General features: G+C 65.3%; 18 protein-coding genes and 1 tRNA gene. 7 read left to right on the top strand and 12 right to left on the bottom strand.

Translation table 11 applies throughout. The annotated features are described in order from the left end of the window. Window positions 1-11: 11 nt before the first annotated feature. Window positions 12-914: an ABC transporter permease subunit gene (locus R3D65_RS15915; RefSeq protein WP_371276243.1), complete on the top strand. Its 903-nt coding sequence runs from the start codon at window positions 12-14 to the stop codon at window positions 912-914. A gap of 1 nt (window position 915) precedes the next feature. After that, the gene (locus R3D65_RS15910; protein WP_371276242.1) at window positions 916-1,737 is read left to right on the top strand and encodes an ABC transporter permease; all 822 of its coding nucleotides are present in this window, start codon (window positions 916-918) and stop codon (window positions 1,735-1,737) included. A gap of 15 nt (window positions 1,738-1,752) precedes the next feature. On the opposite strand, the gene R3D65_RS15905 is transcribed toward R3D65_RS15910, so the two are convergent. Continuing rightward, window positions 1,753-1,995 (bottom strand): DUF6460 domain-containing protein, encoded by a 243-nt coding sequence (locus R3D65_RS15905; protein WP_371276241.1) that lies wholly within the window; start codon window positions 1,993-1,995, stop codon window positions 1,753-1,755. 99 nt (window positions 1,996-2,094) lie between these two features. Further along, entirely contained in the window at window positions 2,095-3,918 is a 1,824-nt protein-coding gene (locus tag R3D65_RS15900; protein WP_371276240.1) for an AsmA-like C-terminal region-containing protein, read from the bottom strand. A gap of 204 nt (window positions 3,919-4,122) precedes the next feature. On the opposite strand from R3D65_RS15900, the gene R3D65_RS15895 reads away from it, so the two are divergent. Further along, complete coding sequence (locus R3D65_RS15895) at window positions 4,123-6,078, top strand: acetoacetate--CoA ligase (RefSeq protein ID WP_371276239.1); 1,956 nt, start codon at window positions 4,123-4,125, stop codon at window positions 6,076-6,078. 246 nt (window positions 6,079-6,324) lie between these two features. On the opposite strand, the gene R3D65_RS15890 is transcribed toward R3D65_RS15895, so the two are convergent. From R3D65_RS15890 to R3D65_RS15880, 3 genes are all read right to left on the bottom strand, one after another. Next, the gene (locus R3D65_RS15890) at window positions 6,325-8,025 is read right to left on the bottom strand and encodes an ABC transporter permease (RefSeq protein WP_371276238.1); all 1,701 of its coding nucleotides are present in this window, start codon (window positions 8,023-8,025) and stop codon (window positions 6,325-6,327) included. A gap of 100 nt (window positions 8,026-8,125) precedes the next feature. Beyond that, window positions 8,126-9,166, bottom strand: coding sequence for a Fe(3+) ABC transporter substrate-binding protein (locus R3D65_RS15885; RefSeq protein WP_371276237.1), 1,041 nt, complete (start codon window positions 9,164-9,166; stop codon window positions 8,126-8,128). A gap of 161 nt (window positions 9,167-9,327) precedes the next feature. Beyond that, window positions 9,328-13,392 (bottom strand): ATP-binding protein, encoded by a 4,065-nt coding sequence (locus R3D65_RS15880; RefSeq protein ID WP_371276236.1) that lies wholly within the window; start codon window positions 13,390-13,392, stop codon window positions 9,328-9,330. A gap of 223 nt (window positions 13,393-13,615) precedes the next feature. On the opposite strand from R3D65_RS15880, the gene R3D65_RS15875 reads away from it, so the two are divergent. Both R3D65_RS15875 and R3D65_RS15870 read left to right on the top strand, forming a co-directional pair. Then, window positions 13,616-14,068, top strand: coding sequence for a phasin (locus tag R3D65_RS15875; protein WP_371276235.1), 453 nt, complete (start codon window positions 13,616-13,618; stop codon window positions 14,066-14,068). A 201-nt stretch (window positions 14,069-14,269) separates the two neighbouring features. Continuing rightward, a tRNA-His gene (locus R3D65_RS15870) sits at window positions 14,270-14,346 on the top strand. A gap of 56 nt (window positions 14,347-14,402) precedes the next feature. Here R3D65_RS15870 and xseA read toward each other — a convergent pair. Next, window positions 14,403-15,839, bottom strand: coding sequence for an exodeoxyribonuclease VII large subunit (xseA, locus tag R3D65_RS15865; protein WP_371276234.1), 1,437 nt, complete (start codon window positions 15,837-15,839; stop codon window positions 14,403-14,405). Between the two features lie 41 nt (window positions 15,840-15,880). Further along, a complete protein-coding gene (locus tag R3D65_RS15860) occupies window positions 15,881-16,840 on the bottom strand; it encodes a LysR family transcriptional regulator (protein ID WP_371276233.1) in 960 nt (319 codons plus the stop codon). A 184-nt stretch (window positions 16,841-17,024) separates the two neighbouring features. Here R3D65_RS15860 and R3D65_RS15855 point away from each other — a divergent pair, with 184 nt between their 5' ends. Then, window positions 17,025-17,318 (top strand): DUF1127 domain-containing protein, encoded by a 294-nt coding sequence (locus R3D65_RS15855; protein WP_371276232.1) that lies wholly within the window; start codon window positions 17,025-17,027, stop codon window positions 17,316-17,318. Window positions 17,319-17,451: 133 nt separating this feature from the next. On the opposite strand, the gene R3D65_RS15850 is transcribed toward R3D65_RS15855, so the two are convergent. The 5 genes from R3D65_RS15850 to R3D65_RS15830 form a co-directional block, all read right to left on the bottom strand. Continuing rightward, complete coding sequence (locus tag R3D65_RS15850; RefSeq protein WP_371276231.1) at window positions 17,452-18,378, bottom strand: DUF937 domain-containing protein; 927 nt, start codon at window positions 18,376-18,378, stop codon at window positions 17,452-17,454. 100 nt (window positions 18,379-18,478) lie between these two features. Continuing rightward, window positions 18,479-19,852 (bottom strand): glutamate--cysteine ligase, encoded by a 1,374-nt coding sequence (locus R3D65_RS15845; RefSeq protein ID WP_371276230.1) that lies wholly within the window; start codon window positions 19,850-19,852, stop codon window positions 18,479-18,481. A gap of 130 nt (window positions 19,853-19,982) precedes the next feature. Next, window positions 19,983-20,720, bottom strand: coding sequence for a 16S rRNA (uracil(1498)-N(3))-methyltransferase (locus R3D65_RS15840; protein ID WP_371276229.1), 738 nt, complete (start codon window positions 20,718-20,720; stop codon window positions 19,983-19,985). 31 nt (window positions 20,721-20,751) lie between these two features. Further along, entirely contained in the window at window positions 20,752-21,402 is a 651-nt protein-coding gene (locus R3D65_RS15835; protein ID WP_371276228.1) for a hypothetical protein, read from the bottom strand. A gap of 3 nt (window positions 21,403-21,405) precedes the next feature. Further along, window positions 21,406-22,056, bottom strand: a complete 651-nt coding sequence (locus R3D65_RS15830) for a LysE family translocator (protein WP_371276227.1) — start codon at window positions 22,054-22,056, stop codon at window positions 21,406-21,408. A gap of 319 nt (window positions 22,057-22,375) precedes the next feature. Between R3D65_RS15830 and R3D65_RS15825 the strand changes: the two genes are divergently transcribed. Beyond that, window positions 22,376-22,510 (top strand): hypothetical protein, encoded by a 135-nt coding sequence (locus R3D65_RS15825; RefSeq protein ID WP_371276226.1) that lies wholly within the window; start codon window positions 22,376-22,378, stop codon window positions 22,508-22,510. Window positions 22,511-22,562 lie beyond the last annotated feature (52 nt).

Raw genomic sequence — 22,562 nt, 5'->3', positions numbered from 1 at the left:
GGGCGGCGGCCATGCAGAAGCTGATTTCCGCCCTTGCCAGCCGCCTGGTCATCCTGGTGCCCTATGCCTGGTTGCTGTTCTTCTTCCTCATCCCCTTCCTGATCGTCTTCAAGATATCCCTGTCGACCTCGGCCATTGCCATGCCGCCCTACACACCCGTGTTCGAAGGGCTCGGCACCTGGCTGGAAAGCGCGCGCCGGTTCACCATCGACAACTACCTGTGGATCACCGAGGACGCGCTTTATGTGAAGGCCTACCTGTCCAGCGTCATCATCGCCGCCATTTCCACGGTGCTGACGCTGCTGATCGGCTTTCCGCTGGCCTATGGCATGGCCCGGGCGCCGCAGGGCCTGCGCCCCACGCTGCTGATGCTCGTCATCCTGCCCTTCTGGACCTCCTTCCTGATCCGTGTCTACGCCTGGATCGGCATCCTCAAGCCGGAAGGCCTGCTCAACCAGTTTCTGATGGCCCTGGGCGTGATCTCTGAACCGCTGCAAATCCTCAACACCCACACCGCCATCTTCATCGGCATTGTCTATTCCTATCTCCCGTTCATGGTGCTGCCCATCTATTCGACGCTGGAGAAGATGGACTATTCGCTGATCGAGGCGGCGCAGGATCTGGGCTGTCCGCCGGTCACGGCGTTCTGGAAGATCACGCTGCCGCTCGCCATTCCCGGCATCCTGGCCGGCTGCCTGCTGGTCTTCATTCCCGCCGTCGGCGAATTCGTCATCCCGGACCTGCTGGGCGGTTCGCGCACGCTGATGATCGGCAAGACGCTGTGGTCCGAATTCTTCAACAATCGCGATTGGCCGCTGGCCTCGGCGGTGGCCATCATCCTGCTGTTGCTGCTGGTGGTTCCCATCGTCATGTTCCAGAACGCGCAGGCGCGGGCGCAAGAGGCGGGCAAGTGACATGAACACGACCTGGTCCCGCTTCAACATCGCGTCCGTCGTCTTCGGCTTCGCCTTTCTCTACCTGCCGATCGTCCTGCTGGTCATCTATTCCTTCAACGAGTCCCGGCTGGTGACGGTCTGGGCCGGTTTCTCGACGAAATGGTATGGCGAGATGCTGCGCAATGAAGGCCTGATGAACGCGGCCTGGGTCACCCTGCGTGTCGGCCTTCTGTCTGCCACCATCGCCACCGTGCTTGGCACGCTGGCGGCGCTTGCGCTGGACCGCTATACGCGCTTTCGTGGCCGGATTCTGTTTTCAGGCATGGTCTACGCACCGCTGGTCATGCCGGAGGTCATTACCGGCCTGTCGCTGCTGCTGCTCTTCGTCGCCATCGGGTTCGACCGTGGTTTCATGACGGTCACGCTCGCCCATGTCACCTTTTCCATGTGTTTCGTGGCCGTGGTCGTCCAGTCGCGTCTCGTCAGCTTCGACCGCTCGCTTGAAGAGGCGGCCATGGATCTCGGCGCACCCCCGGTGACCACCTTCTTCCAGGTCACCTTGCCCAACATCATGCCTGCCGTGATTTCCGGCTGGATGCTGGCCTTCACGCTCTCGCTGGACGATCTGGTGATCGCGTCCTTCACCTCCGGCCCCGGTGCCACGACGCTTCCGATGAAGATCTACAGCCAGGTACGCCTTGGCGTGACGCCCGAAATCAATGCCGTCTGCACCGTGCTGATCGGCTTCGTGGCCACCGGCGTCATCATCGCGTCCATTGTCAACAAGCGCAGGGATCTGCAGCGCCGGCGCGACGAACAGGCGGCCTTTGCCAATGCCTGACGCCCGGCCGGGGCGTCAGCTTCGCGGCGGACGCAGAAGAAAGACGACGAGCCAGACCGGCACGATCACCATGGAGCCGAGCACGATATTGGGAATGGCCCATTCCGCGCCCTGTTGAAGCAGGCCGAGCACCCTGTCCGGCGTCAGGCCCATCTGTTGCAGGATGTCGCCGGCGGTCAGGTTGAACGCGGACAGTCCTGCTCCGGTGATCAGCGATATCACCAGGATCTTGAACAGTCCGAGCAGGAATTTGAACACGCCGCCACCCCGCACCCTCTTGCGGTCATCCGGATGAAACTAGACTGATTCGCCAATAAAGAGAATCGCGCCGGCCATGGCCGCTGCCGCGCCACCCCGTCATTGCGGGGTCAGGTTCGGTGCCAGCACCGGCGAGATCAGCGGCGCGTTCCACGATCCCCCGGCAAAGAAGGAAAGCGCGTCGCCGTCTGCCGGGTTTTCGCCAAGTGGCGTCACCGTGCCGGCAATGGCGAGGCTGCGTCCGGCCAGCGGGATCAGCCCGACCAGCCGGACCTGGCGCACCGGCGTCGTCAGCGTCGCTTTCTGGATGCGTGCGACACCCTGCTCGATAGCCAGTTCGACCTCCGCCGTCTGGAAGGCCAGCGGCCTGCCGGCAGCCTCCGACAGGCTGAAGAAGCCGGACGACCGCAGCCGGTTGACGAACAGGTCGAGATCGACCTCCGGGATCGCCCCTGCCGTCATTTGCGCCGAAAGCGATCCGGTCGAGTTCTCGATCAGGTCTGTCCACGTGGCGCCGGGGCCTTTCAAAATCAGCGATACCGTCGACGTCGCATCCGGAACGCCGCTGGCAAGCGGAATGGCTTCGCCGATCAGGCTGCCGTCCACTTCGGTGGCGAGCACCCGCAACTCGCTTGTCTTGCCTTCACCCGACCTGTTGATCCGCAATCCTGCCTGGACGGAGCCGCCGAAGGCCCGCGCATCCGAAATGTCGAAGACCGACAGGTCGTCCTTCACCTGGACCGTGGCCGCCACTTCGCTCAGCAGGACATCCTGGAACGTCGCATTGTCGGCCGACAGCCGGAGGTCGAGATTGATCCGGCTGGCGGGGACTTCCGTCAGCGCGTTGGCCGGCGTATCGCCCGGCAGCACATCGGGAAAGGCGTTCAGGATCGTCGCCAGGTCCATGGCGGGAAAATGCAATGTGCCGGAAATCATCGGCACAGGTCCCGGCAGGCCGAATTCCAGCACGCCGCTGCCCGAACTGTCGCCGAAGGACAGGTCTGCCTCTTCCAGTTTCAGCCGGTCCGGACCGCCAGTCAGGCGTCCGCTGGCGGCGATCCGGCCTGGCAACAGGCCCTGCGCCGCGGTCAGCCGCGACCATTCGAGTGCCCGCGAAAGCGAGGGTGTGGACAGCGATGCCGCGCCATCGACGAACAGGTTTGGACGCCGCGTAACGATGCCATCATAGGAAAAGGAAAGCGGCTTTGAGGTCATCTCGAAGGAAAGCGGCGTTTCTCCCCCGGCCATCAGCAGCAGGGGCTGGCGTGCCGAGACGCGCAGATCGGCCTGTTCGCCGTTCCAGATCAGCGATCCTGTGGCCGAGAGGCTGGCAGCCAGGCGCGGCCATGCGATCGTGGCATTGACGCTTGTGACAACCGGAAACTCCTTGTTGTCGCGCGTGTAGACGGCGCGTCCGTCAACCAGGCTGACGGTTCCCAGCGGTTCGTCCGGCACCGATCCGAGATCGGGGGCTTCGCCGTCCACGTCGATGGCCGATCTCGCAAGGCGCAGCGCCGTGACGAAACGCCCGCTTGAGGGAGCGGCAGGCAGCGATGTCGCATCCGGCAGGTTGATCACGGGGCGCACGATGTCGATGCGCGTGAAACGGATGCGGCCGGATACCGCGTCGAGGGCCGAGAGCGCCACGCGCACCTCCTCGGCCCGCGCCACGGTCCGCTCCGGGCTGCCCCAGGGTTTCAGCTGCACACCCGACAGCTTCACCTCGACATTGGGAAAAAGCGAGATTTCCGGTGCCGCGGTCAGCTCGACGCGATACCCGGTCCAGTTGCTCAGCTCCGCGGTGATCCGGCCGCGGATGATGGACGTGGAGGCGAGAAAGGGCAGGGACAGGAAGATCGCCACCGCCAGGATGCCCAGCAGCAGGCCGGAGAGGAACAGCCTTCGAATGACCGGTGCCGACATGCGCGTCCTGTATCTCCTTCCCGAGGCAAGCCCAACCTGTAAACGACGCGGTGGCCATTTCAAGCAGCTTGGCCGGCGCCCGATCCGTTTACCACAGGCATCTGCCGCTTTCCGGTTGCGTGCGGTGTTTGCGAAGGTGTTTATACGCTCTTGCGAAATCCGTGCGCATCGGCAACACACGCAGCCATCGAAAGGGAGGATAGCATGACCCAGGACACCCCACTGTGGACACCCTCGCCCGAGCGTGTGGCCGCCCATCCCATGACCGCCTTCACGGCTGCTGCCGGCGAGCGGGCAGGCCGGGCCTTTGAAGGCTACGACGACCTTCATGCCTGGTCGATCAACGAGCGCGAGGCGTTCTGGAGCCTGATCTGGGATCATTGCGGCATCATCGGCGAAAAGGGCGACCGTATTCTCGTCGACGGCGACCGCATGCCGGGCGCCCGTTTCTTCCCCGATGCCCGCCTGAATTTCGCGGAAAACCTGCTGTGGAAGTCGGGCGAGGGGGATGCGCTTGTCTTCCGCGGAGAGGACAAGGTCGAGCGTCGCATGTCATGGAATGCCCTGCGCGCCCTTGTCTCGCGCCTGCAGCAGGGGTTCCGGGCGCTTGGCGTCAAGCCGGGCGACCGCATTGCCGCCATGGTGCCGAACATGCCCGAAACCGTGGCCTGCATGCTGGCCACCACATCCCTGGGCGCCATCTGGTCGTCCTGCTCGCCCGATTTCGGGGAACAGGGCGTCCTCGACCGCTTCGGCCAGATCGATCCCGTTCTCTTCGTCGGTGTCGATGGCTACTGGTACAACGGCAAGCGCCAGGAAACCGGCGAAAAACTGGCCAATGTCTTTTCGAAACTGCCGGCGCAAACCTGCCTCGTGCTGGATTATCTCGGCGATGCGGCATCGGTCGCCGCCGGGATCGAGGGCGCGACGACGCTCGATGACTTCATCGCACCCTGGCAGGCGGGCGAACCGGCCTTCACGCGGCTGGAGTTCAACCATCCGCTTTACATTCTCTATTCCTCCGGTACGACGGGCATTCCCAAATGCATTGTCCACGGCGCCGGCGGCACGCTGCTCCAGCATGCCAAGGAGCACCGCCTGCATTCCGGCATCGGCGAGAACGACCGCTTCTTCTATTTCACCACCTGCGGCTGGATGATGTGGAACTGGCTGGTTTCGGGCCTGGCAACCGGCGCGACGCTCCTGCTTTACGATGGCTCGCCCTTCCATCCCGATGGCAATGTCATCTTCGATTATGCCCGCGACGAGAAGATGACCTTCTTCGGCACATCCGCCAAGTTCATCGACGCCGTGCGCAAGTCCGGCCTGCGCCCCATCGAGACCCATGACCTCTCTTGTGTGCGCGTCATATCCTCCACCGGGTCGCCGTTGTCGCCCGAAGGCTTCGAATTCGTCTATGACGGCATCAAGTCCGACGTTCACCTGGCTTCGGTGTCCGGCGGAACGGACATCGTCTCCTGTTTCGTGATTGCCGTTCCCGGCAAGCCGGTCTGGTCCGGCGAGATCCAGGGCCCCGGCCTTGGCATGGCCACCGATGTCTGGAACGACGATGGCGAGCCCGTGCGCCAGGAAAAGGGCGAACTCGTCTGCACCAGGGCCTTTCCGTCCATGCCCATCGGCTTCTGGAATGATCCCGATGGCATGAAATATCATGGCGCCTATTTCGAACGGTTCGACAATGTCTGGTGCCATGGCGATTTCGCCGAATGGACCGAACACGGCGGCATGATCATTCACGGCCGGTCGGATGCCACGCTCAACCCGGGCGGCGTGCGCATCGGCACGGCCGAGATCTACAACCAGGTCGAACAGCTTGACGAGGTGATCGAGGCGCTGTGCATCGGCCAGGATTGGGAGGATGACGTGCGTGTCGTGCTGTTCGTCCGCCTTGCCGAAGGCGTCTCGCTGGATGCCGATCTTGAAAGGAAGATACGCACGAAAATCCGCACCGGCGCCAGCCCCCGGCACGTACCGGCCAGGATCGTGCCGGTGGCCGACATCCCGCGCACGAAATCCGGCAAGATCACCGAACTGGCCGTGCGCGATGTCGTTCACGGCCGACAGGTCAAGAACAAGGAGGCGCTTGCCAACCCGGAGGCGCTCGACCTCTATCGCGACCTCGAAGCGCTGCGCGTATGAGGCGCCGGCCGTCTTGGTTAGCAAATCGTGAATGCGAAATTTACCACGCGCAGGGTTCGGGTCGCATGGCTAAAACACGCAATGTGCAGGTAAGGTTTGGTTAAGCTCTTGTCGGCACACTCGCGTTAACTGATTGTTGAAACCTTCGGATCGGTTCCCGACGAACAGCCCTTTTGCATCCCTGACAGCTTGCAGAAATGACTCAGGCGCTTTCCTCACCGGAAAGCGCCTTCTTCTTTGGTGCGGTCAGGAAGCCTCGTCTCGCATCAGCGCACGGGAAAGCAGCATCACCGGCACCAGTGCGGTGACGATGATGAGCAGGGCGGCAACGGCGCCGTCTTCCACCACGCCGCGTGAGGCGTTCTCGTAGACATGGGTGGCCAGCGTCGAGAAGCCGAAGGGACGAAGCAGGATCGTGGCCGACAGTTCCTTCACCGTATCGACGAAGACGAGCACGCCCGCGGTCATGATCGCCGGGGTCAGCAGCGGCAGGAGCACGATGCGCGCCGAACGGGCCGGCGAGCAGCCCAGCGAGCGGGCGGCGTCGTCGATATTGCGCGGCAGCTTTTCCATGCCGGAGCGGATGGTGCCTTCGGCAAGCGCCATGAAGCGGATCGTGCAGGCATAGATCACCGCGCCCGCGGTGCCGCTGATCAGCAGCCCCGTCGAAAACCCGAACCAGTCGCGCGCCAGCGCATCCACCGTATTGTCGATGCGCGCGAGCGCGAACAGCAGTCCGAGCCCGAGGATCGTGCCCGGCAGCGCGTAACCGATCGTCGAAATGCGTGCCATGGCCAGAACGCCCGGCCGCCGCACCAGCCGTGCGGCATTGAGCAGCAGCAGTGCCAGCCCGACTGTGACCACGGCGGTCGCCGCTGCCACCGCGACGGAGCTGAGGAAGGCATTCTGGAGCGCAGGTTCGAAAAGCTGGTCCAGCCGCCTGACTGCAAAACGGCCCAGAACCTGGATGGGTATGCCGAAGCCGGCCAGGATGGGAAGCAGCACGGCGAGGAAGGCGGCCGCTGCCCGCCAGCCGGTCAGTTTCAGCCGCGCCGGGCGCGCCTTGATATGGGTGGCGCGTGCTGCATGGAAACCCTGCTTGCGCCGCGCCCATTGCTCGGTCATCAGGATGGCGAAGACGATGACCATCATCACCGCCGCGATCTGTGCCGCGCCCTCCAGGCTTCCCCGGTTGAGCCAGGTCGAATAGACCGAGAAGGTCAGCGTGCGCACGCCGAGATATTCCACTGCGCCGATGTCGTTCAGCGTCTCCATCAGCACCAGCGCCACGCCGGCGATGATGGCCGGCCGCGCGACCGGCAGCAGGATGCGGCGGAACACCGTGCCCGGCCGCGCGCCCAGCGTGCGCGCCACATCGGCGATGTTGCGCCCCTGCATCAGGAACACGACGCGCGTCGTCATGTACACATAGGGGTAGAGGACGGCCGAGAGAACCAGCGCTGCGCCCTCGGTGGAGCGGATGTCGGGAAACCAGTAGTCGCGCGGGCTCTGCCAGCCGAAGATGGCCCGCAAGGCCGATTGCACCGGACCGGTGAAGTGGAAGAACTCGCCGAACGCATAGGCCGCCAGGTAGGGCGGCACGGCCACCGGCAGGACCAGCGCCCAGGCCAGCACCCGGCGCATGGGGAAATCATAGGCCACGATCAGCCAGGCCGTGGTGACGCCGATGCTGGCGGTCCCGGCCGAGACCAGCGCCAGCAGCCAGAGCGTCGTGGCGGTGGAGCGTGGCAGCACGTTTTGCAGAAGATGCGGCCAGTCCTCGCCGCTTCCCGTCACGCCCACGCCGATCAGCACCATGACCGGCAGCAGCACAAGTGCCGCGACAAGCGCTGTCAGTCCGCGAATGGCGGGATGGCGTGGCCTGCGAACCGGCGGAAGCCGGTCAAGGGACAGGGGGGCGGGATTGACGGCCTGGCTGGGTTGCATGGGATGAGCCTTTTGCCCCGGTCACGCCGACATGACAAGCAGCGAAAGGCGAAGCCGGTGGCCGGCTCCGCCTTCAATGCCGGAGGCTGCGATGAGCCGGTCAGCTTTGCGGGCCGTCATCCAGTCCCACCCGGTCGACCATTTCCGACGCGGCCTTGCGCTGGTCGGCGATATCGGTGAGCGGCAGCGTGTCCGCCTTCAGCGTGCCGAACGACTGGACCACGTCGGAGGCCTCCACGCCCGGCTTGACCGGATATTCGAACACCTGCTCGGCATAGACCTGCTGGGCTTCCTCGCTGGCCAGGAATTCCATCAGCTTGATGGCGGCATCCTTGTTGGGCGCGTGCTTCGCCAGCGCCATGCCGGAAATGTTCACATGGGTGCGGCCGTTCTCGAAGGTCGGGAAGATGACCTTCATGGCGTCGGCCCATTCCTTCTGCTCCGGTTCCTTCTCGTTGGTCTTCATCAGGCCGACATAATAGGTATTCCCCAGGCCGATGTCGCATTCGCCGGAATAGATCGCCTTGGCCTGAGCCCGGTCATTGCCTTCCGGCTTGCGGGCGAGGTTGTCGCGCAGCCCCTTCATCCACGTTTCCGCCGCTTCCGCGCCTTCATGGGCAATCATCGCGGCGAACAGGCCGATATTGTAGTCATGCTGGCCGGTGCGCATGCAGATGCGGCCCTTGTATTTCGGATCGGCCAGGTCGGCATAGGCCAGTTCGTCTTCCGGCACGCGTTCTTTCGAGGCATAGACGACGCGGCCGCGCTGGGTGAGGCCGAACCAGTTGCCCTCCGGGTCGCGGAATTCCGCCGGGATATGGGCATTGATGTCTTCATTGTTCACCGGCTGCGTGATGCCGGCTTCCTTCGCCTTCGTCAGGCGGGAAATGTCGACGGTCAGGATCACGTCGGCCGGCGAATTCCGGCCTTCGGCCGCGATGCGCTCTTCAAGGCCCTTGTCGAGGAAAAGGAGTTGCGTCTCGATGCCGGTTTCCTTCGTGAAGGCATCGAGCACGGGCCTGATCAGGTCCGGCTGGCGGTAGGAATAGATGTTGACGACATCCCCGGCCATCGCGGGGGCGGCGGCGAGGGGGGAAAGAAGGACGGCGGCGCAGGCCAGCCGTGCGAAAATGGTGTTCATTCCGGTCTCCTGGGCTGCAGGGGTCAAGGCCCTGCGCGAAGGGTTTCCATTGGTCCGGCGCGTCGGCCGGTTGCCGTTTTTCAGTGCCTTGGCCCCGCCCGGGGGTCAAGGAAATCCCTGAAAGACTGGAACGTTTCTAAACTGGAGTGGATTGATCCGGTTCAGTCCGCCAGCACGCGTGCCGGCGGGAAGATCACCTCCACGATGGTGCCCTCGCCCGGTGTCGAGGTGATGGCGAAGCGGGCGCGGTTGGCCTCCACCAGCGCCTTGGTCAGCGGCAGGCCGAGGCCGGTGCCGTCGCCGCGTGTGCGGCGCATCGTGTTGAGCTGCTTGAACGGCTTCATCGCATGCTCGATGTCGGACATTGTCATGCCGATGCCCGTGTCGCGCACATGCATCACCACCTCGCCGCCTGCCTCGTGGACGGTGGAAACGATCACCTGTCCGCCGGGCGGGGTGAATTTCACGGCATTGGAAAGCAGGTTGAGCGCGATCTGGCGCATGGAGCGCTTGTCGGCGACCACGTCGGGCAGGCCGGAGACGAGCGATGAGCGGATGATGACCCGTTCGCGATTGGCCTGCGGCTGCATGATCGCCACCGCTTCGGCGAGAATATCGTTGAGCGGAACCGCCTCATAGGACAATTCTTGGTGTCCGGCCTCGATCTTGGAGATGTCGAGCAGGTCGTTGACCAGGTCCAGCACGTGGTTGCCGGAACGGTTGATGTCGCGCAGATAGTCCTTGTAGCGCTGGTTGCCGATCGGGCCGAAACGCTCGCCAAGCATCAGTTCCGAAAATCCGATGATGGCATTGAGCGGCGTGCGGATCTCGTGGCTGACCCGGGCCAGGAATTGTGTTTTCTGGCTTGATGCGTCTTCGGCCTGCCGTCGCGCTTCGGTCAGTTCCTCCTCGGCCCGCTTCCAGTTGGTGATGTCGCGCATCACCGCACAATAGCCGCCGTGGGAAGGCAGTTTGCCGATGCTCATGTAGAGCGGGATGAAACGGCCCTTGGCTTCGCGCCCGATGACCTCGCGCCCGTCATTGAGCACGCTGGCAACCCCGTTGCCGGCGAGCCCGGCAAGGTAATCGCGCGCGGCGCGCTGGCTCTCGGCGGCAAATAGCCGGCCAAACGGTTCGCCCGTTACCTCCTCGCCGTCATAGCCGAACAGGGCCTGGGCCGAGCGGTTCATGGCGCGGATCGTGCCATCGTTCTCGATCAGCACGACGCCGTCGGTCGCGGTGTCGAGGATGGTGTTGAGTTGGCGCACCGTGGCTTGCAGCTTCTCCACGCTCTCGGGCGCAAGGAAGGCATTGATCGGCCCGCCTTCCGTCATATCCGCTCCGGCAGTCAAATCCTGCGTGCTGTCGTCGTCCTCGTCGCCGGGATCGAGAAAGGCCAGCATGATGGCCTTGCCGCCATTCCAGCCGATGCTCTGCATGTGGGTCCGCACGCGCGCGGCGGTATCGTCGGCCAGGCGGATTTCAGGCCCCTGCGGTCCTGCCTCACCGAACAGCGCTTCCAGCCCGCCAGCCGCTTCCAGGTCGGCCAGAGAGCCGTACCCGCTGAAGGACAGGAAGGCGCCATTGGCATAGGCAAGACGCCCGCCGCCGGTCACGAGCACCGGAACCGGCAGGCGCGACAGGAAGGCAGGCGAGACGTCGCCCGCTGCCAGCCGGCGGGCCAGGGGTTCGGTGCCGGAGCCATCGCCGGCCGCCGCGTCTCGCGGCGTTGCTGCGGCCCCGGTCGCCGGTTCATCCGCTCCATTGGCCGGATGGTGCCCTGCCACGGTGAAGGTGGGGTCGGGCTCTCCATGATCCGCCGCCGACGTCGCGGCGGGCTCGCCGTCTGGCGCCTGCACGCCCGGCCTTGCAAGGCTGTAGGCATTGACAGACGGGAAAACCGGTTCGACGGTCTTCGCCACGTCCGCCACGTCCGCCACGTCCGCCACGTCCGCCACGTCCGCCACGTCCGCCACGTTCGCCACGTCTTCCGGAGCGGTTTCCGTCACTGCATCCATGTCGGAGTCTTCTGCGTGGCCGCCAATGTCCTCCCCGGCACTGTCCTTCGTTCCGTCCGATGCGGCTGCGATATACATCGCCCCGGAAACGCCGGCCCCCGCGAAAGCCCCGGCATAGACCCGTCTGGGTGCCTGGCGAACCGGACGGATGGTGCCGGCCGGCGTTTCCGGCAGAAGCGCGGGCCGCGCCTCATCCTGCCGGTTGCTGCCGTCGGTTGGCACGGCACCGCCGCCGGCATCGGCGTCCTGCGCTACAGGCTCTGCCGTTTCGTCTCGCCCGGCGTCGAAGGCGGGTTGCTGGCCGCTCTCCCCGGCAGGGGCTGCCGCGGGCGTGTCCGGCTGACCGCCGTTTTCGCCTGCATCGGCATCGGCGGGCGGAAGCGATGTTTCCCGCAATGTCTTGCCAATGGTTTCGAAGACATGCTGATCGGCGCGTGACAGCCGCTTGCCCGGCCGGTCGCCCGGCCGCTCGCGATGCTGCTCCAGACTGACGATCTTGTCGTTGAGGCGCCGGTTCAGGCTCGTGTCGACGGCAAGCGCGGGCGCTTCTCCGTGAAACGGATCATGCTCCATTTCCGGCAATGTGTCCGGCGCTTCGGAAGCCGGCTCCGGGTGCGCCGGCTCCGGGCTTTCCGCCCCATTCTGCGCATCGTCCGTGCCGGTATCGGTGATTTCCGCCATGGGCGTTTCGCCTTGCGCAAGCACAAGGCCTAGGGCGCCGGGATCCTCGACCGCCTCGCCCGGACGGATCACGCCGAAGCCGCGAAATCCCTCGAAATCCCGCTCGCGGTTGTAGACGGGCAGGGCAGCCAGGTCGACGGGTGCGCGCTTGGCCGTTCCCTGCAGTGGCCAAAGGACACAGCGCCCGGACCACGTGTCGCGCCGTGACAGAAGGCCGGCGATGTCGCCATCCGGGTCGATGCCGAAACGCGCCGCCACGGCTTCGAATGTCTGGCCCAGGATGTCGGACGCGGATGGACCGACAACAGCACCGAACTCGTCCGAGAGCGCGGTGAAGCAGCCCTGCGCGTCCGTGCGCCAGACGAAGCGGACCGGCTGGGCGGCTTCCGTCTCGGCGACGAATGCCTCTGCCGTTCCTGCATCGCCAGGCTCCTCCGGGGCTTCGCCGGGTGAGGCGGTTTCTTCCGGCTTGCTGGTTCCGCCCTGCTCGAAATACCAGTCGTCATGCGGGGCAACCGGGGGGCTTGCCCTGTCCGCTGCTTCATTTCGCACGCCCGAATGGTCGCCATCGGTTGCCGCGCCGCCTTCGGCTGCCGGCATGTCATCATTGGCCGCCATGTCTTCGTGCAAGGCATCCTGGTCGCCGGGCATGTCATGGCGACGGTCCGCGGCAGCGCCACCAAAGGCCAGCCCGACCATTTCGGCAATCGTGCGCGGTGTCGCCACGGCCGGCCGGCCGTCCCGGCGCGGCGTTTCGGGAAGAACGTCCTCATGCGTCTCCAAGACAGGCAGGGCCGTTTGCGCGGCAGTGCCATCGTCTGCCTGCGCGGCCGCTTCGCCCTTGCCGGGTTCCGCTCCCGGTTCCACGGCCAGCAGCAGGTGCAGTGCCGGATCGTCCGTCAGCCGGGCGAACCCGGCCGGAAGCGGCCCGTGGCGGCTTTCGATCATGCGCTTGACGAGGCGGTCCTCCTCATGGGCCACCGCCTTGACCAGCGCCACCAGCGTGCCGGGCGCTATGCCGAGCCGGTCAAAATCGCTGGAACATTCGAGGACTTCGCCATTCGCGTCCACGAGCGCGGCATGGTTTTCCTGGCTGGAGAACCCCGCGACCACCTGCCCGCCTCTGCCGGCCCCGCGCGCTTCGGCCGGTATGGCAAGCAGGATGGCCGGCTCGCCCTGCGGCATGCTCATGCTGCTGGCCTGGAATGCCACCGTGCGCGAGCCCGTGCCAGTCCCCAGGCGGACCAGCACCGGCATCTCGCGCGCCAGATGCGGAAAACCCCGCAGGCCCTGGATCTGCCGCCGCGCGATCACGGCAAGGCCGGTTTCCTGTCCGATCGCCTCTTCGAGATCCTGAAAGCCGAAAATCTGCGCCCCGTGGCCATTCGCCCATAGCACCGTGGAAAGGTCGCTGGACAGGACGACCAGCGCGTCGCCCGATGCCAGGCGCATGCGGACAGCGTCGTTCACGGCAATGTCGAGGAAGGGGTAGACGCCCGTTTCCATGTCTGCGGCCCTGCTTTCCATGTCTCCCCGATCCGCGGGAGCTTTACGCTTTCTTAATAATCGCTGGCGCCTGCACCGTCCATGTTTCACCCCGCCCGGTGGTCCTGCAAACTCCGCAAGTGGTTAATCTGCCTCCAGAAATTGTGCAGTGCAAAATTTATGTTGCAATGCACAAAAAGATCGCTATATTGAAGCCTATCAACACACACCGGCGAGAGCCGGTCAACATTATGAGGATCATGATATGACCAAGGCTGCAAAGACCGCTGAAACCGTCGAATTCCCGGCTTTTGATGCCACCAAGGCCACTGACCAGGTTCGCGCCTTCGCCGAAAAGGGCGTTGAGCAGACCCAGGAAGCCTACGCCAAGATGAAGGCGAACGCCGAGGAAGCCCAGAAGATGGTTGAAGATTCCATGGAAACCGTCAAGGGCGCCGTCAACACCGTTTCGCTCAAGACCATCGCCGCCATGCGCGCCAATGCCGAGGCCGGCTTCTCCCACATGGAAGCCCTGCTGGGCGTGAAGTCGCTCTCCGACTTCGTCGAAATGCAGACCGCTTTCGTGCGCAAGCAGACCGAAATGGCCACCGAGCAGGCCAAGGACATGCAGGCTGCCACGACCAAGGCTGCCGAAGAAATGGCCAAGCCGGCCAAGACCGCCTTCGAAAAGGCCGTCAAGGACTTTAAGGCCGCCTGAGGCGCGCCAACCCTCTTTCCCGCGGCTATCCTCCTCCCGGCCGCTGGGAATGCCGCCCGCCATCCTCCCGGCCGGCGGCACGCGAAAAGGCCGGACTGCGCGTCCGGCCTTTTTTCGTGGCCGGCATGGCCGAAGCGCCGGATTTGTGCTTGAAACCCGAAGCAAATATGCGTATTGACGCTCCGCCGGCTTCCGGCAAGGGCGGTTGTAGCTCAGTTGGTTAGAGCGTTGGATTGTGGCTCCAAAGGTCGGTGGTTCGAATCCACCCAACCGTACCATCCCCGTTTTTCATGATCCTGATGTGCTGAAGGCGTAGCCGCCGGTTTGGCTGCGCTCAGAACAGTTCACCCTGGCGCTTGGCTGGCGGTATCACCGGCGTTTCCTTGCGCTTGCGCGGCCGCTCCTTGTCGCCGCCGACCGGCCCCAGGGCGCCAGCCCGGATCTGGCCGTCGAAGAACTCGATCGCCAGCGCATCGCCGGAGCGGATGGCGGCGGCACGCGAAACCGGTCTTCCTTCCGCATCGCGCACAAGCGCGAAACCGCGCTCCAGCGTTCCCTGGTAGGAGAAGGACTTGAGCAGCCGTCCGGCCTGGCTCAACCGCTCCGACCGCTGCTCCAGCATGCGTGCGGCAAGCCGCGGCAGCGCTGCCTCCAGGCGGGTCTGGTCACGCCGCGCCTGCGCGACGCGTGTTTCCAGCAGGCCCGGCCGCAGGCGCGCGGATGCGGCCTCGGATTTCGCCCGCTTTCGCTCCACGTTCACGCGCAGCATGCGCGTCAGGTTGAGTGCGGCCTCGTCGAACCGCCGCCGCGGCATGGCCAGCAACTGGTCGGCTTGGGGCAGGGCGCGCGCCGCCGCCCGCACGGCTTCGCGCTTGCGGTCCATCGCGCGGCGCAATGCGCCTGACAGCCGCGCCGACAGGTTGGCGAGCGCAGCCTCCAGATCCGCCTTCACCGGAACGGCCATTTCGGCGGCACCCGTCGGCGTCGGCGCGCGCATGTCGGCGGCCAGGTCGATCAGCGTCCAGTCGGTTTCGTGCCCGACAGCCGAAATCAGCGGAATGTGCGAAGCCGCCGCCGCGCGCACAACGATTTCGTCGTTGAAGCCCCACAGATCCTCAAGGCTTCCGCCGCCGCGCGCAACGATGATGACGTCAGGCCGGGGAATCGCACCGCCGGGCACAAGCGCGTTGAAGCCGTCGATGGCGCGCGCCACGTCCTGCCCGCAGGTATCGCCCTGCACCCGCACCGGCCAGACGATGACATGCAGGGGATAACGGTCGGTGATGCGGTGGATGATGTCGCGGATCACCGCGCCCGTGGGTGAGGTCACGACGCCGATGACGCGCGGCAGCGATGGCAATGCCTGCTTGCGGGCCGCGTCGAACAGGCCTTCGCCTGCCAGCTTGCGCTTGCGCTCTTCCAGCAGTGCCATCAGCGCACCGGCGCCCGCCGGCTCCAGGTTCTCGATGACGATCTGGTATTTCGAAGAGCCCGGATAGGTGGTCAGCTTCCCGGTGGCGATGACCTCCATGCCTTCCTCGGGCTTGAAACGCAGCCGCTGGAAACTGCCACGCCAGATCACCGCCTCGATCCGCGCGCGGTCGTCCTTGAGCGCGAAATAGGCATGGCCGGAGGCATGCGGCCCGCGATAGCCCGACACTTCGCCGCGAAGGCGCACATGGCCGAAGGCGTCCTCGACCACGCGTTTCAGGGCGCCGGAAATCTCCGAGACGGTGAACTCGGCCGCATTGGAAGGTGATTCGTCTGTCATGGGCGCATTGGGCTTTCGGGCTGGCGAGGAGTCAACCCGGCCTACCAGCCTGCCAGCATGTGGCCGGGCCGCAGGCGCGGCACGCGAAGGCCGCCATTGGCAGCCTGCATGTCCGGCTGGCCAAGCCCCAGCGCGCCGGGCACCGACAGGTTGTCGAGGCTTTCGCCGATATGCCTGGCCAGCGCATCCACCAGCGCCGGATGGCGGGTGCGCCCGCGCAGGATGGCAATGCCCGTCTCGCCCAGCGACAGGAACCCGTCGCTCTCGCCCAGCACCCGCATGCCCGGCCGCAGCGCACATTCGGGCAGCAGCGAAACCGCCTGGCCGGAAAGCACGGCCGCCGCGATGACCGTGGCCGACCAGCTGTTGAAGATGAAACGATGGTCCCGGCCCATGGCGTCCAGCACTTCCACCGCCCGCTGCCGCCATTTGCAGGATGGCCGCCCCGCAGCCAGCGGCAGGACCGGTTCCTCATGCGTGGCATGGGCGGCGCTCGTCACCCAGAGCAAGGGCTCCCGGCGCACGATTTCCATGCTGCCATCGCCCTCGGTCTGCGAGATGAGCGCAATGTCCAGATGCCCGCGCCGCACATGCTCGATCAGCCCGTAGGTCGGTTCGCAAAGCACGGTGAGTTCCACCTTGGGGTTCGACCGGGTGAAACGCCCGACGATCTCCGGCAGAAACCGCTCCGCATAGTCGTCCGGCACGCCGATCTGCACATGGCCGGCCAACTGGTTGTCATCAAAGGCGGCCAGCGTCTCGTTGTTGAGTTGCACAAGCCGGCGCGCATAGGCCGTCAGCCGTTCGCCGTCCTCGGTAAGGCGGTTCATGCGCCCGTCCTTCTCGAAAAGCGGTTTGCCGACGCGCTCTTCCAGCTTGCGCATCTGCATCGAGACCGCCGATTGCGTGCGGTGGACGATCTGTGATGCCTCGGTGAAGGACCCGGTTTCGGCAATGGCGAGAAAGGTACGGAGCTGGTCCAGATCGAGTGCGGCGGCCATGGCATGTTCCCATCAACAATTCTGAAGGATAAGATTAGAAACATTCGTTCGACTAATCAATTGCCGTGACGCATGATGCTGACATTCCGGACTGACCGGTCGACACACATGCCGCGAGCATCCCGCTTCGCGCCACGTCTTGCCGTTGGCCGGATTGCCGGATTTACCGAGAGGAGTCGAAGAGATGACTGCGCTGCAACACACTGCCCATGCTTCCACCCGCCTGGCCGCCCTCGCAGGCGTTGCCACGCGCGCCGGTGCGGCCGTGGCGGCGCTGGCCCGAAATTGGCGCAACCGCATCCGTCTGGCCGAACTGTCCGGCCTGACCGATCGCGAACTGGCTGACATCGGCATAACCCGTGGCGACCTGTTCGAGGCCGGCGGCAGCCGCTGGAACGAGGATCCGACGCGCCGCCTTTCCGCGCTGCGAGACGAACGCCTCTATCTGGCCGAAATGGCTGCGCGCCAGGTTCACTGAGACCCAATGGCAAATCCCGCGGGCGCTGCGCAACTCCCATGACCGCAGGCCGGATCCCCTCCGGCAAGGCCCGCGCACCTGACCCGGCCGTCCCCCCGCGGCCGGGTCTTTTTCCAGGATTTGCCGCAGGCTGTCAGCGCGGGCGGTCCATGCCCTTCAGGAACTGGTCGAAAATGCTTTCGACATTGCGCTGGTATTCGTCGCGGGCGCGCCGGCCACTTTCGAACATCTCGCCGAAAATCGTGTCATACGGATTCTGCGCCTTGTCGGCGGAACCGCTGTCCCCGGCCGGTTGCCGGCCGCCCCCGGTTTGGCCGCCCCCGGTCTGGCCGCCCATGCCGCCGCCTTGCGCGCTGCGCAGGAAATCCTCGAAAATGCGGCCGAACGGATTGTCGGTCATCGGATTTTGCGGGCGTTCGGCCTGCGGCTGTTTCTGGCCGCCGCCCATCATGGTCTCCAGCATCTTGCCGAAGGGATTGTCGAACGGGTTTTGCGGCTCCGCGCGCGGCGTGCGGTGCTGCTGCTGGCCGCGCGTCCACATGTCGGTGCCCTGTCGCATCATTTCCGCGATGACATCGCCGATTGGGTTGGCGCCTGAGCCGAAACCGCCTGCGCCGAAACCGGCCTGCGGCGCCGCCTGGCCGGTGGTCTGCCGGTAGAGCCCTCCCATGATCAGGTTGGCGAGGACGGGAAGCATCTGCTTGTAGATTTCCTGGCCGATCCCGGTGGCCGCCTCGGCCTGTTTCGCGATGGCCCGGCTGACCTCGGGCGAGCCGAACAGATGGCCGAGAATGCCGTTGCCGTTGTGCACACCCTGCGGCTGGAAGGCGGCCTGCATGTCTTCCCAGTAGCGCGCATGCTGGCCTGTCGCCAGTGCATTGAGGAAGTTGGCGACGCCGAACGGATCGGAGGCATTGCGCTTGAGCCCTTCGGAGAAGGCGGGCATCAGCGCTTCCATTGCCTTGGCAGTCTGCTCCTGGGACAACTGGAACTGGCGCGCCATCTGCTGCACGGCCTCGCCGTTCTGCATGTTGAGCATCATGTCGAGCAACGGGGCCATGGCAATTCCTCCTTGCCGTTTGAATCGTCAGACAAGGCTAGCCCGTTTGCGCGCCGCGAACAAACGGGAAGATGGTTGCAGGAACAGGCCGCGGTGACGCTCAGTAGGCGTATTCGGTGAACAGGGGCTCGACCGAATGGTCCCAGCGCGTATGCCAGGCGGCCAGCATTTCCTGCGCGTCGGTCGTCCCGCGCGCCACGATTTCCTCGAGCGGGGCCAGGAAATGCGCCTCGTCGAAACCGTCGACGTTCAGCCGGTTGCGGTTCTTGAGGCCGAGCCGCGAGATTTCCAGCACGTCGCGGGCGATCATGTGCAGGCTGCGTCCGGCGATCCCGCTGTCCAGCCCGCTGGTCGGTGCGCTGTCGCGCAGCGCCTGCGTTTCCGCCACCGTCCAGTCCTTGACGAGGGCTTCCGCAGCGTCGAGCGCCTCGCCATCATAGAGCAACCCGACCCAGAAGGCCGGCAGCGCGCAAATGCGCCGCCAGGGTCCGCCATCCGCGCCGCGCATTTCGAGGAAGCGTTTCAGCCGGACATCCGGAAACAGGGTCGACAGATGGTTGGTCCAGTCGCCCATGGTCGGTATCGGGTTCGTGATCCGGCCCTTCAGGGCGCCATCCATGAACTGGCGGAATGTCACGTCCGTTGCATCGTGATAGCGCCCGTCGCGGATAATGAAATACATCGGCACGTCGAGCGCCCATTCGGCATAGTCGGCAAAGCCGAAATCGCTGGAAAAGACGAAGGGCAGCAGGCCGGAGCGCTGGTTGTCGACGTCGCGCCAGATGTCGCCGCGCCAGCTTTGCAGGCCGTTCGGCGCGCCCTCGGTAAACGGCGAGGAGGCGAAGAGGACCGTGGCCAGCGGCTGCAGCTTCATCGAGACCTGCATCTTGCGGCGCATGTCGGTTTCGCTGTCGAAATCCAGGTTCACCTGGATCGTGCAGGTCCGGTACATCATGTCGAGGCCCTGACTGCCGACCTTGGGCATGTAGCCTGTCATGATGTCATAGCGCGACTTCGGCATGCGCGGCGTCTCCGCCAGCGTCCATTTCGGGCTTGCGCCCATGCCGAGGAAGCGGATGCCGAGCGGCTCGGCGATTTCGCGCACCTGCGCCAGATGGGCATTGCCCTCCCGGCATGTCTGATGGATGGTCTCCAGTGGCGCGCCCGACAGTTCGAACTGCCCGCCCGGTTCCAGGCTGATTGCGCCCTGGCCCGTTGGTTCGACGAGCCCGATGATATGGCCGGCGTCGATGATCGGTTCCCAGCCCAGCTTTTCGCGCATACCCTCCAGGATGGCGCGGATTCCATTGTCGCCGCCATAGGGGACCGGCCGGTTGCCGTCCACGTAGAAGGGGAATTTCTCGTGCTCGGTGCCGATGCGCCAGTCTTCCGGCGGCTTGCAGCCGGCTTCCATCCAGCCGACCATGTCGGCAAAACCGTCAAGCGGCCTTTCGTCAGTCGTGTCCCGCGCCATGCAACGCCGTCCTTCTCAATTCGCACACGGGCGCGGGCGCGCCGCGTCGTCGAGGCGCATCAATGGACGAGAAGGGCAGGGCTGATCAAGCGAAAAGTCCTGAACGCCACGTCAACAGATATTGAAGCGGTCATGTCCAGTCGCCGCGCGCCGCCTGCAGCACGGCCATTGCCGCAACGGCGGCCGTGTCGGCGCGCAGGATACGCGGACCCAGCGGAATGGCGGTCACGAAGTCGAGCGCATGCAATTGCCGCCGCTCTTCCTCCGAAAACCCGCCCTCGGGTCCGATGAGAAGGCCGAACCGGGGCTCGGCCAGGTTCTGAAGAATGGGCATGGGATTGTTGCCCTGCGCGGCCTCGTCGCAGAAGACGAGACGGCGCCCCCCCTCCCAGGTGGCAAGCAGCCGGTCCAGTTTCACCGGTTCCAGCACCTGCGCAATGGAAAGGATGCCGCATTGCTCGGCCGCTTCCACCGCATTGGCCCGCATGCGCTCCAGACCGGGCTTGTGCACCTGCGTATGCTGGGTGATCACCGGTTGCAGCACGCCCGCGCCCATTTCCACGGCCTTCTGCACCATGTAGTCGAGCCGCCCGGCCTTCAGCGGTGCAAAGCAATAGACGAGATCGCACGGCTCCGGTTGCGGCCGCGTCTGCGCCGCCAGCGTGATCTGCGCGCGCTTCTTGCCAGCCCGCGTGACATGGGCCAGCCACTCGCCGTCGCGCCCGTTGAACACCAGCAGTTCCGCGCCGTCGGCCAGCCGCAGCACGTTCAGCAGGTAGTTCGATTGCTGCGAATCGGCATCGACCACGATGCCGCCGGCCAGGGCGGTGTCGAGGAACAGGCGGGGAAGCTTGTAATTGGCGCGCATGGCAGATGGATGACCGAGGAGGCGGCCGGGGTCAAGCGGTGCTGTCTGCGCGCCAGGCCGGCCGGTAGCCGTTGCGCAAGGCCGTCACCGTCGCCTTCGGCGTGATGAGCGTGACCGGGAAACGCATCAGGTCCGAGAGCGCCATTGGCGGGCCATAGGCATCCGCATGCCATGCAAGCGCCCGGCGGCCGCGCAGCGCGAAGGCCCGGCCGTCCGCCTCCACCATGGTGCCGTCCGGCAGGCCGGGCAGGTCGATCGGGGAGAGGCGCTGTGCATCGGCACGCGTCGAAAGCCGCCGCTGGCCGTGGAGAACGGCGTCCATGCCGGCCGCGGACATGGCTGGCGCGTTCATCCCCTGGGCAAAGGCCGAGGCGAAAGCGGTTGCCGCGCCCCGCCGGCACAGGAAGCAGGGCCTGTGGCCGGCCGCCAGCGCTGTCACCTCGTCGGCGAAGAACAGTTCCGTCCAGCCCGCGGACCCGCCGGGACCGTTCCGGCCCCAGACATCGCGCTTGCGGTCCTGGTAGGTGAGCGCACAGCAGATCCACGCCTTTCTCGACCATCGCCGTCCGGTCGGCGTTCGGGTCTCAGGATCGTGAATGACACCGCGATTGCCCGTGAACGTACCGCGCGCCGGATCCGCAAACAGGCCGCCGAACGGGTTCACGCGGTTTGGCAGGGTCATCGGTCAGGCCGCCCGCTTGACCATCAGCGAGGCAAGCCCTGCGGAAATCAGGAAACCGGCGCCGGTACGCGTGGCTGCCCTGAGCAGGGCCGGACGCCGGATGGCCTGGCGCGCTGTGCCGGCCAGCAGTGCGTAGGCGGCGGCGTTCACCATGCCCAGAACTGTGAACACCGCGACGAACACCGCCGCCTGCGGTACGAAATCCCGCCCTGGCACGATGAATTGCGGCACGAAGGCCATGAAGAACACGATACCCTTCGGGTTGAACAGGGTCACGAGAAAGGCATCGCGGAAAACCGGCCAGCGGCGGATGCCGGCCACCGGTTCGCCCGCCGCCAGCCCCGACAGCACGGGCGCCACCGGCGCGCGCCACATCTTCACGCCGATCCAGACGAGATAGGCCGCTCCCACCCACTTGATCACGGTGAAGGCCGTGGCGGATGCCGCCAGTATGGTTCCGACGCCGACGAGCGAAAGGCTGGCGGCAAGGAGGTCGCCAAGGGCCACGCCGGCAACGCTGGCCAGCGCCACGCGACGGCCATGCGCCAGTGCCTGCGCCACCACCATGATGATGGTCGGGCCGGGAATGACGAGCAATGCCAGGGAAGCGGCGGAAAAGGCCAGCAGGACAGGCAGGTCGACGGGAAAGTCCATGGTTGCACTCCGGCATGGGGTCCTTCGCACCAGATAGGACCGCGGGCCCTGCGCCTGTCAATGCGGCACATCATGGCGCCGGAGGCACCGGATGCGGCGGCACTTGCGTTGCTGCGTTGCAACAAATCCGCTTTTCCGTGTGCAGTCTGTCACAGACGGCTGGTAATCGATCCGTTAATGACTTAGGGAAACCGCCGTCGGGGCAGGGTGGCCTTGTCGATCAGAATGGAACAGATGAAATGCCTTTCCCGTTGTCTGGCAACGGAATGGTAACCAAAACTGGCGCAGGTAGTACGGAAAGCAAACAGAGATGAATCCCGTGAAAGCAACACTTCTTTCTGTCTTCCTGCTGACCGCTGCAGCCATGTGGAGCATCGGTTTCTATGCCACCGATGCCGCCGCCGGAAAATCCGCCACCCATGACGGCTACGGAATCGTCGCGCTGGGCAATTGAGCCCGCCCGCTTGTGATTCGCGTTCAGGCGCGGATGGAGGGCCCTGTGCCTT

Origin of the sequence: Zhengella sp. (assembly GCF_041397485.1) — a bacterium.
Taxonomy (GTDB): Bacteria; Pseudomonadota; Alphaproteobacteria; order Rhizobiales; family Rhizobiaceae; genus Zhengella.
This window is presented reverse-complemented; position numbering and strand designations above follow the sequence as displayed.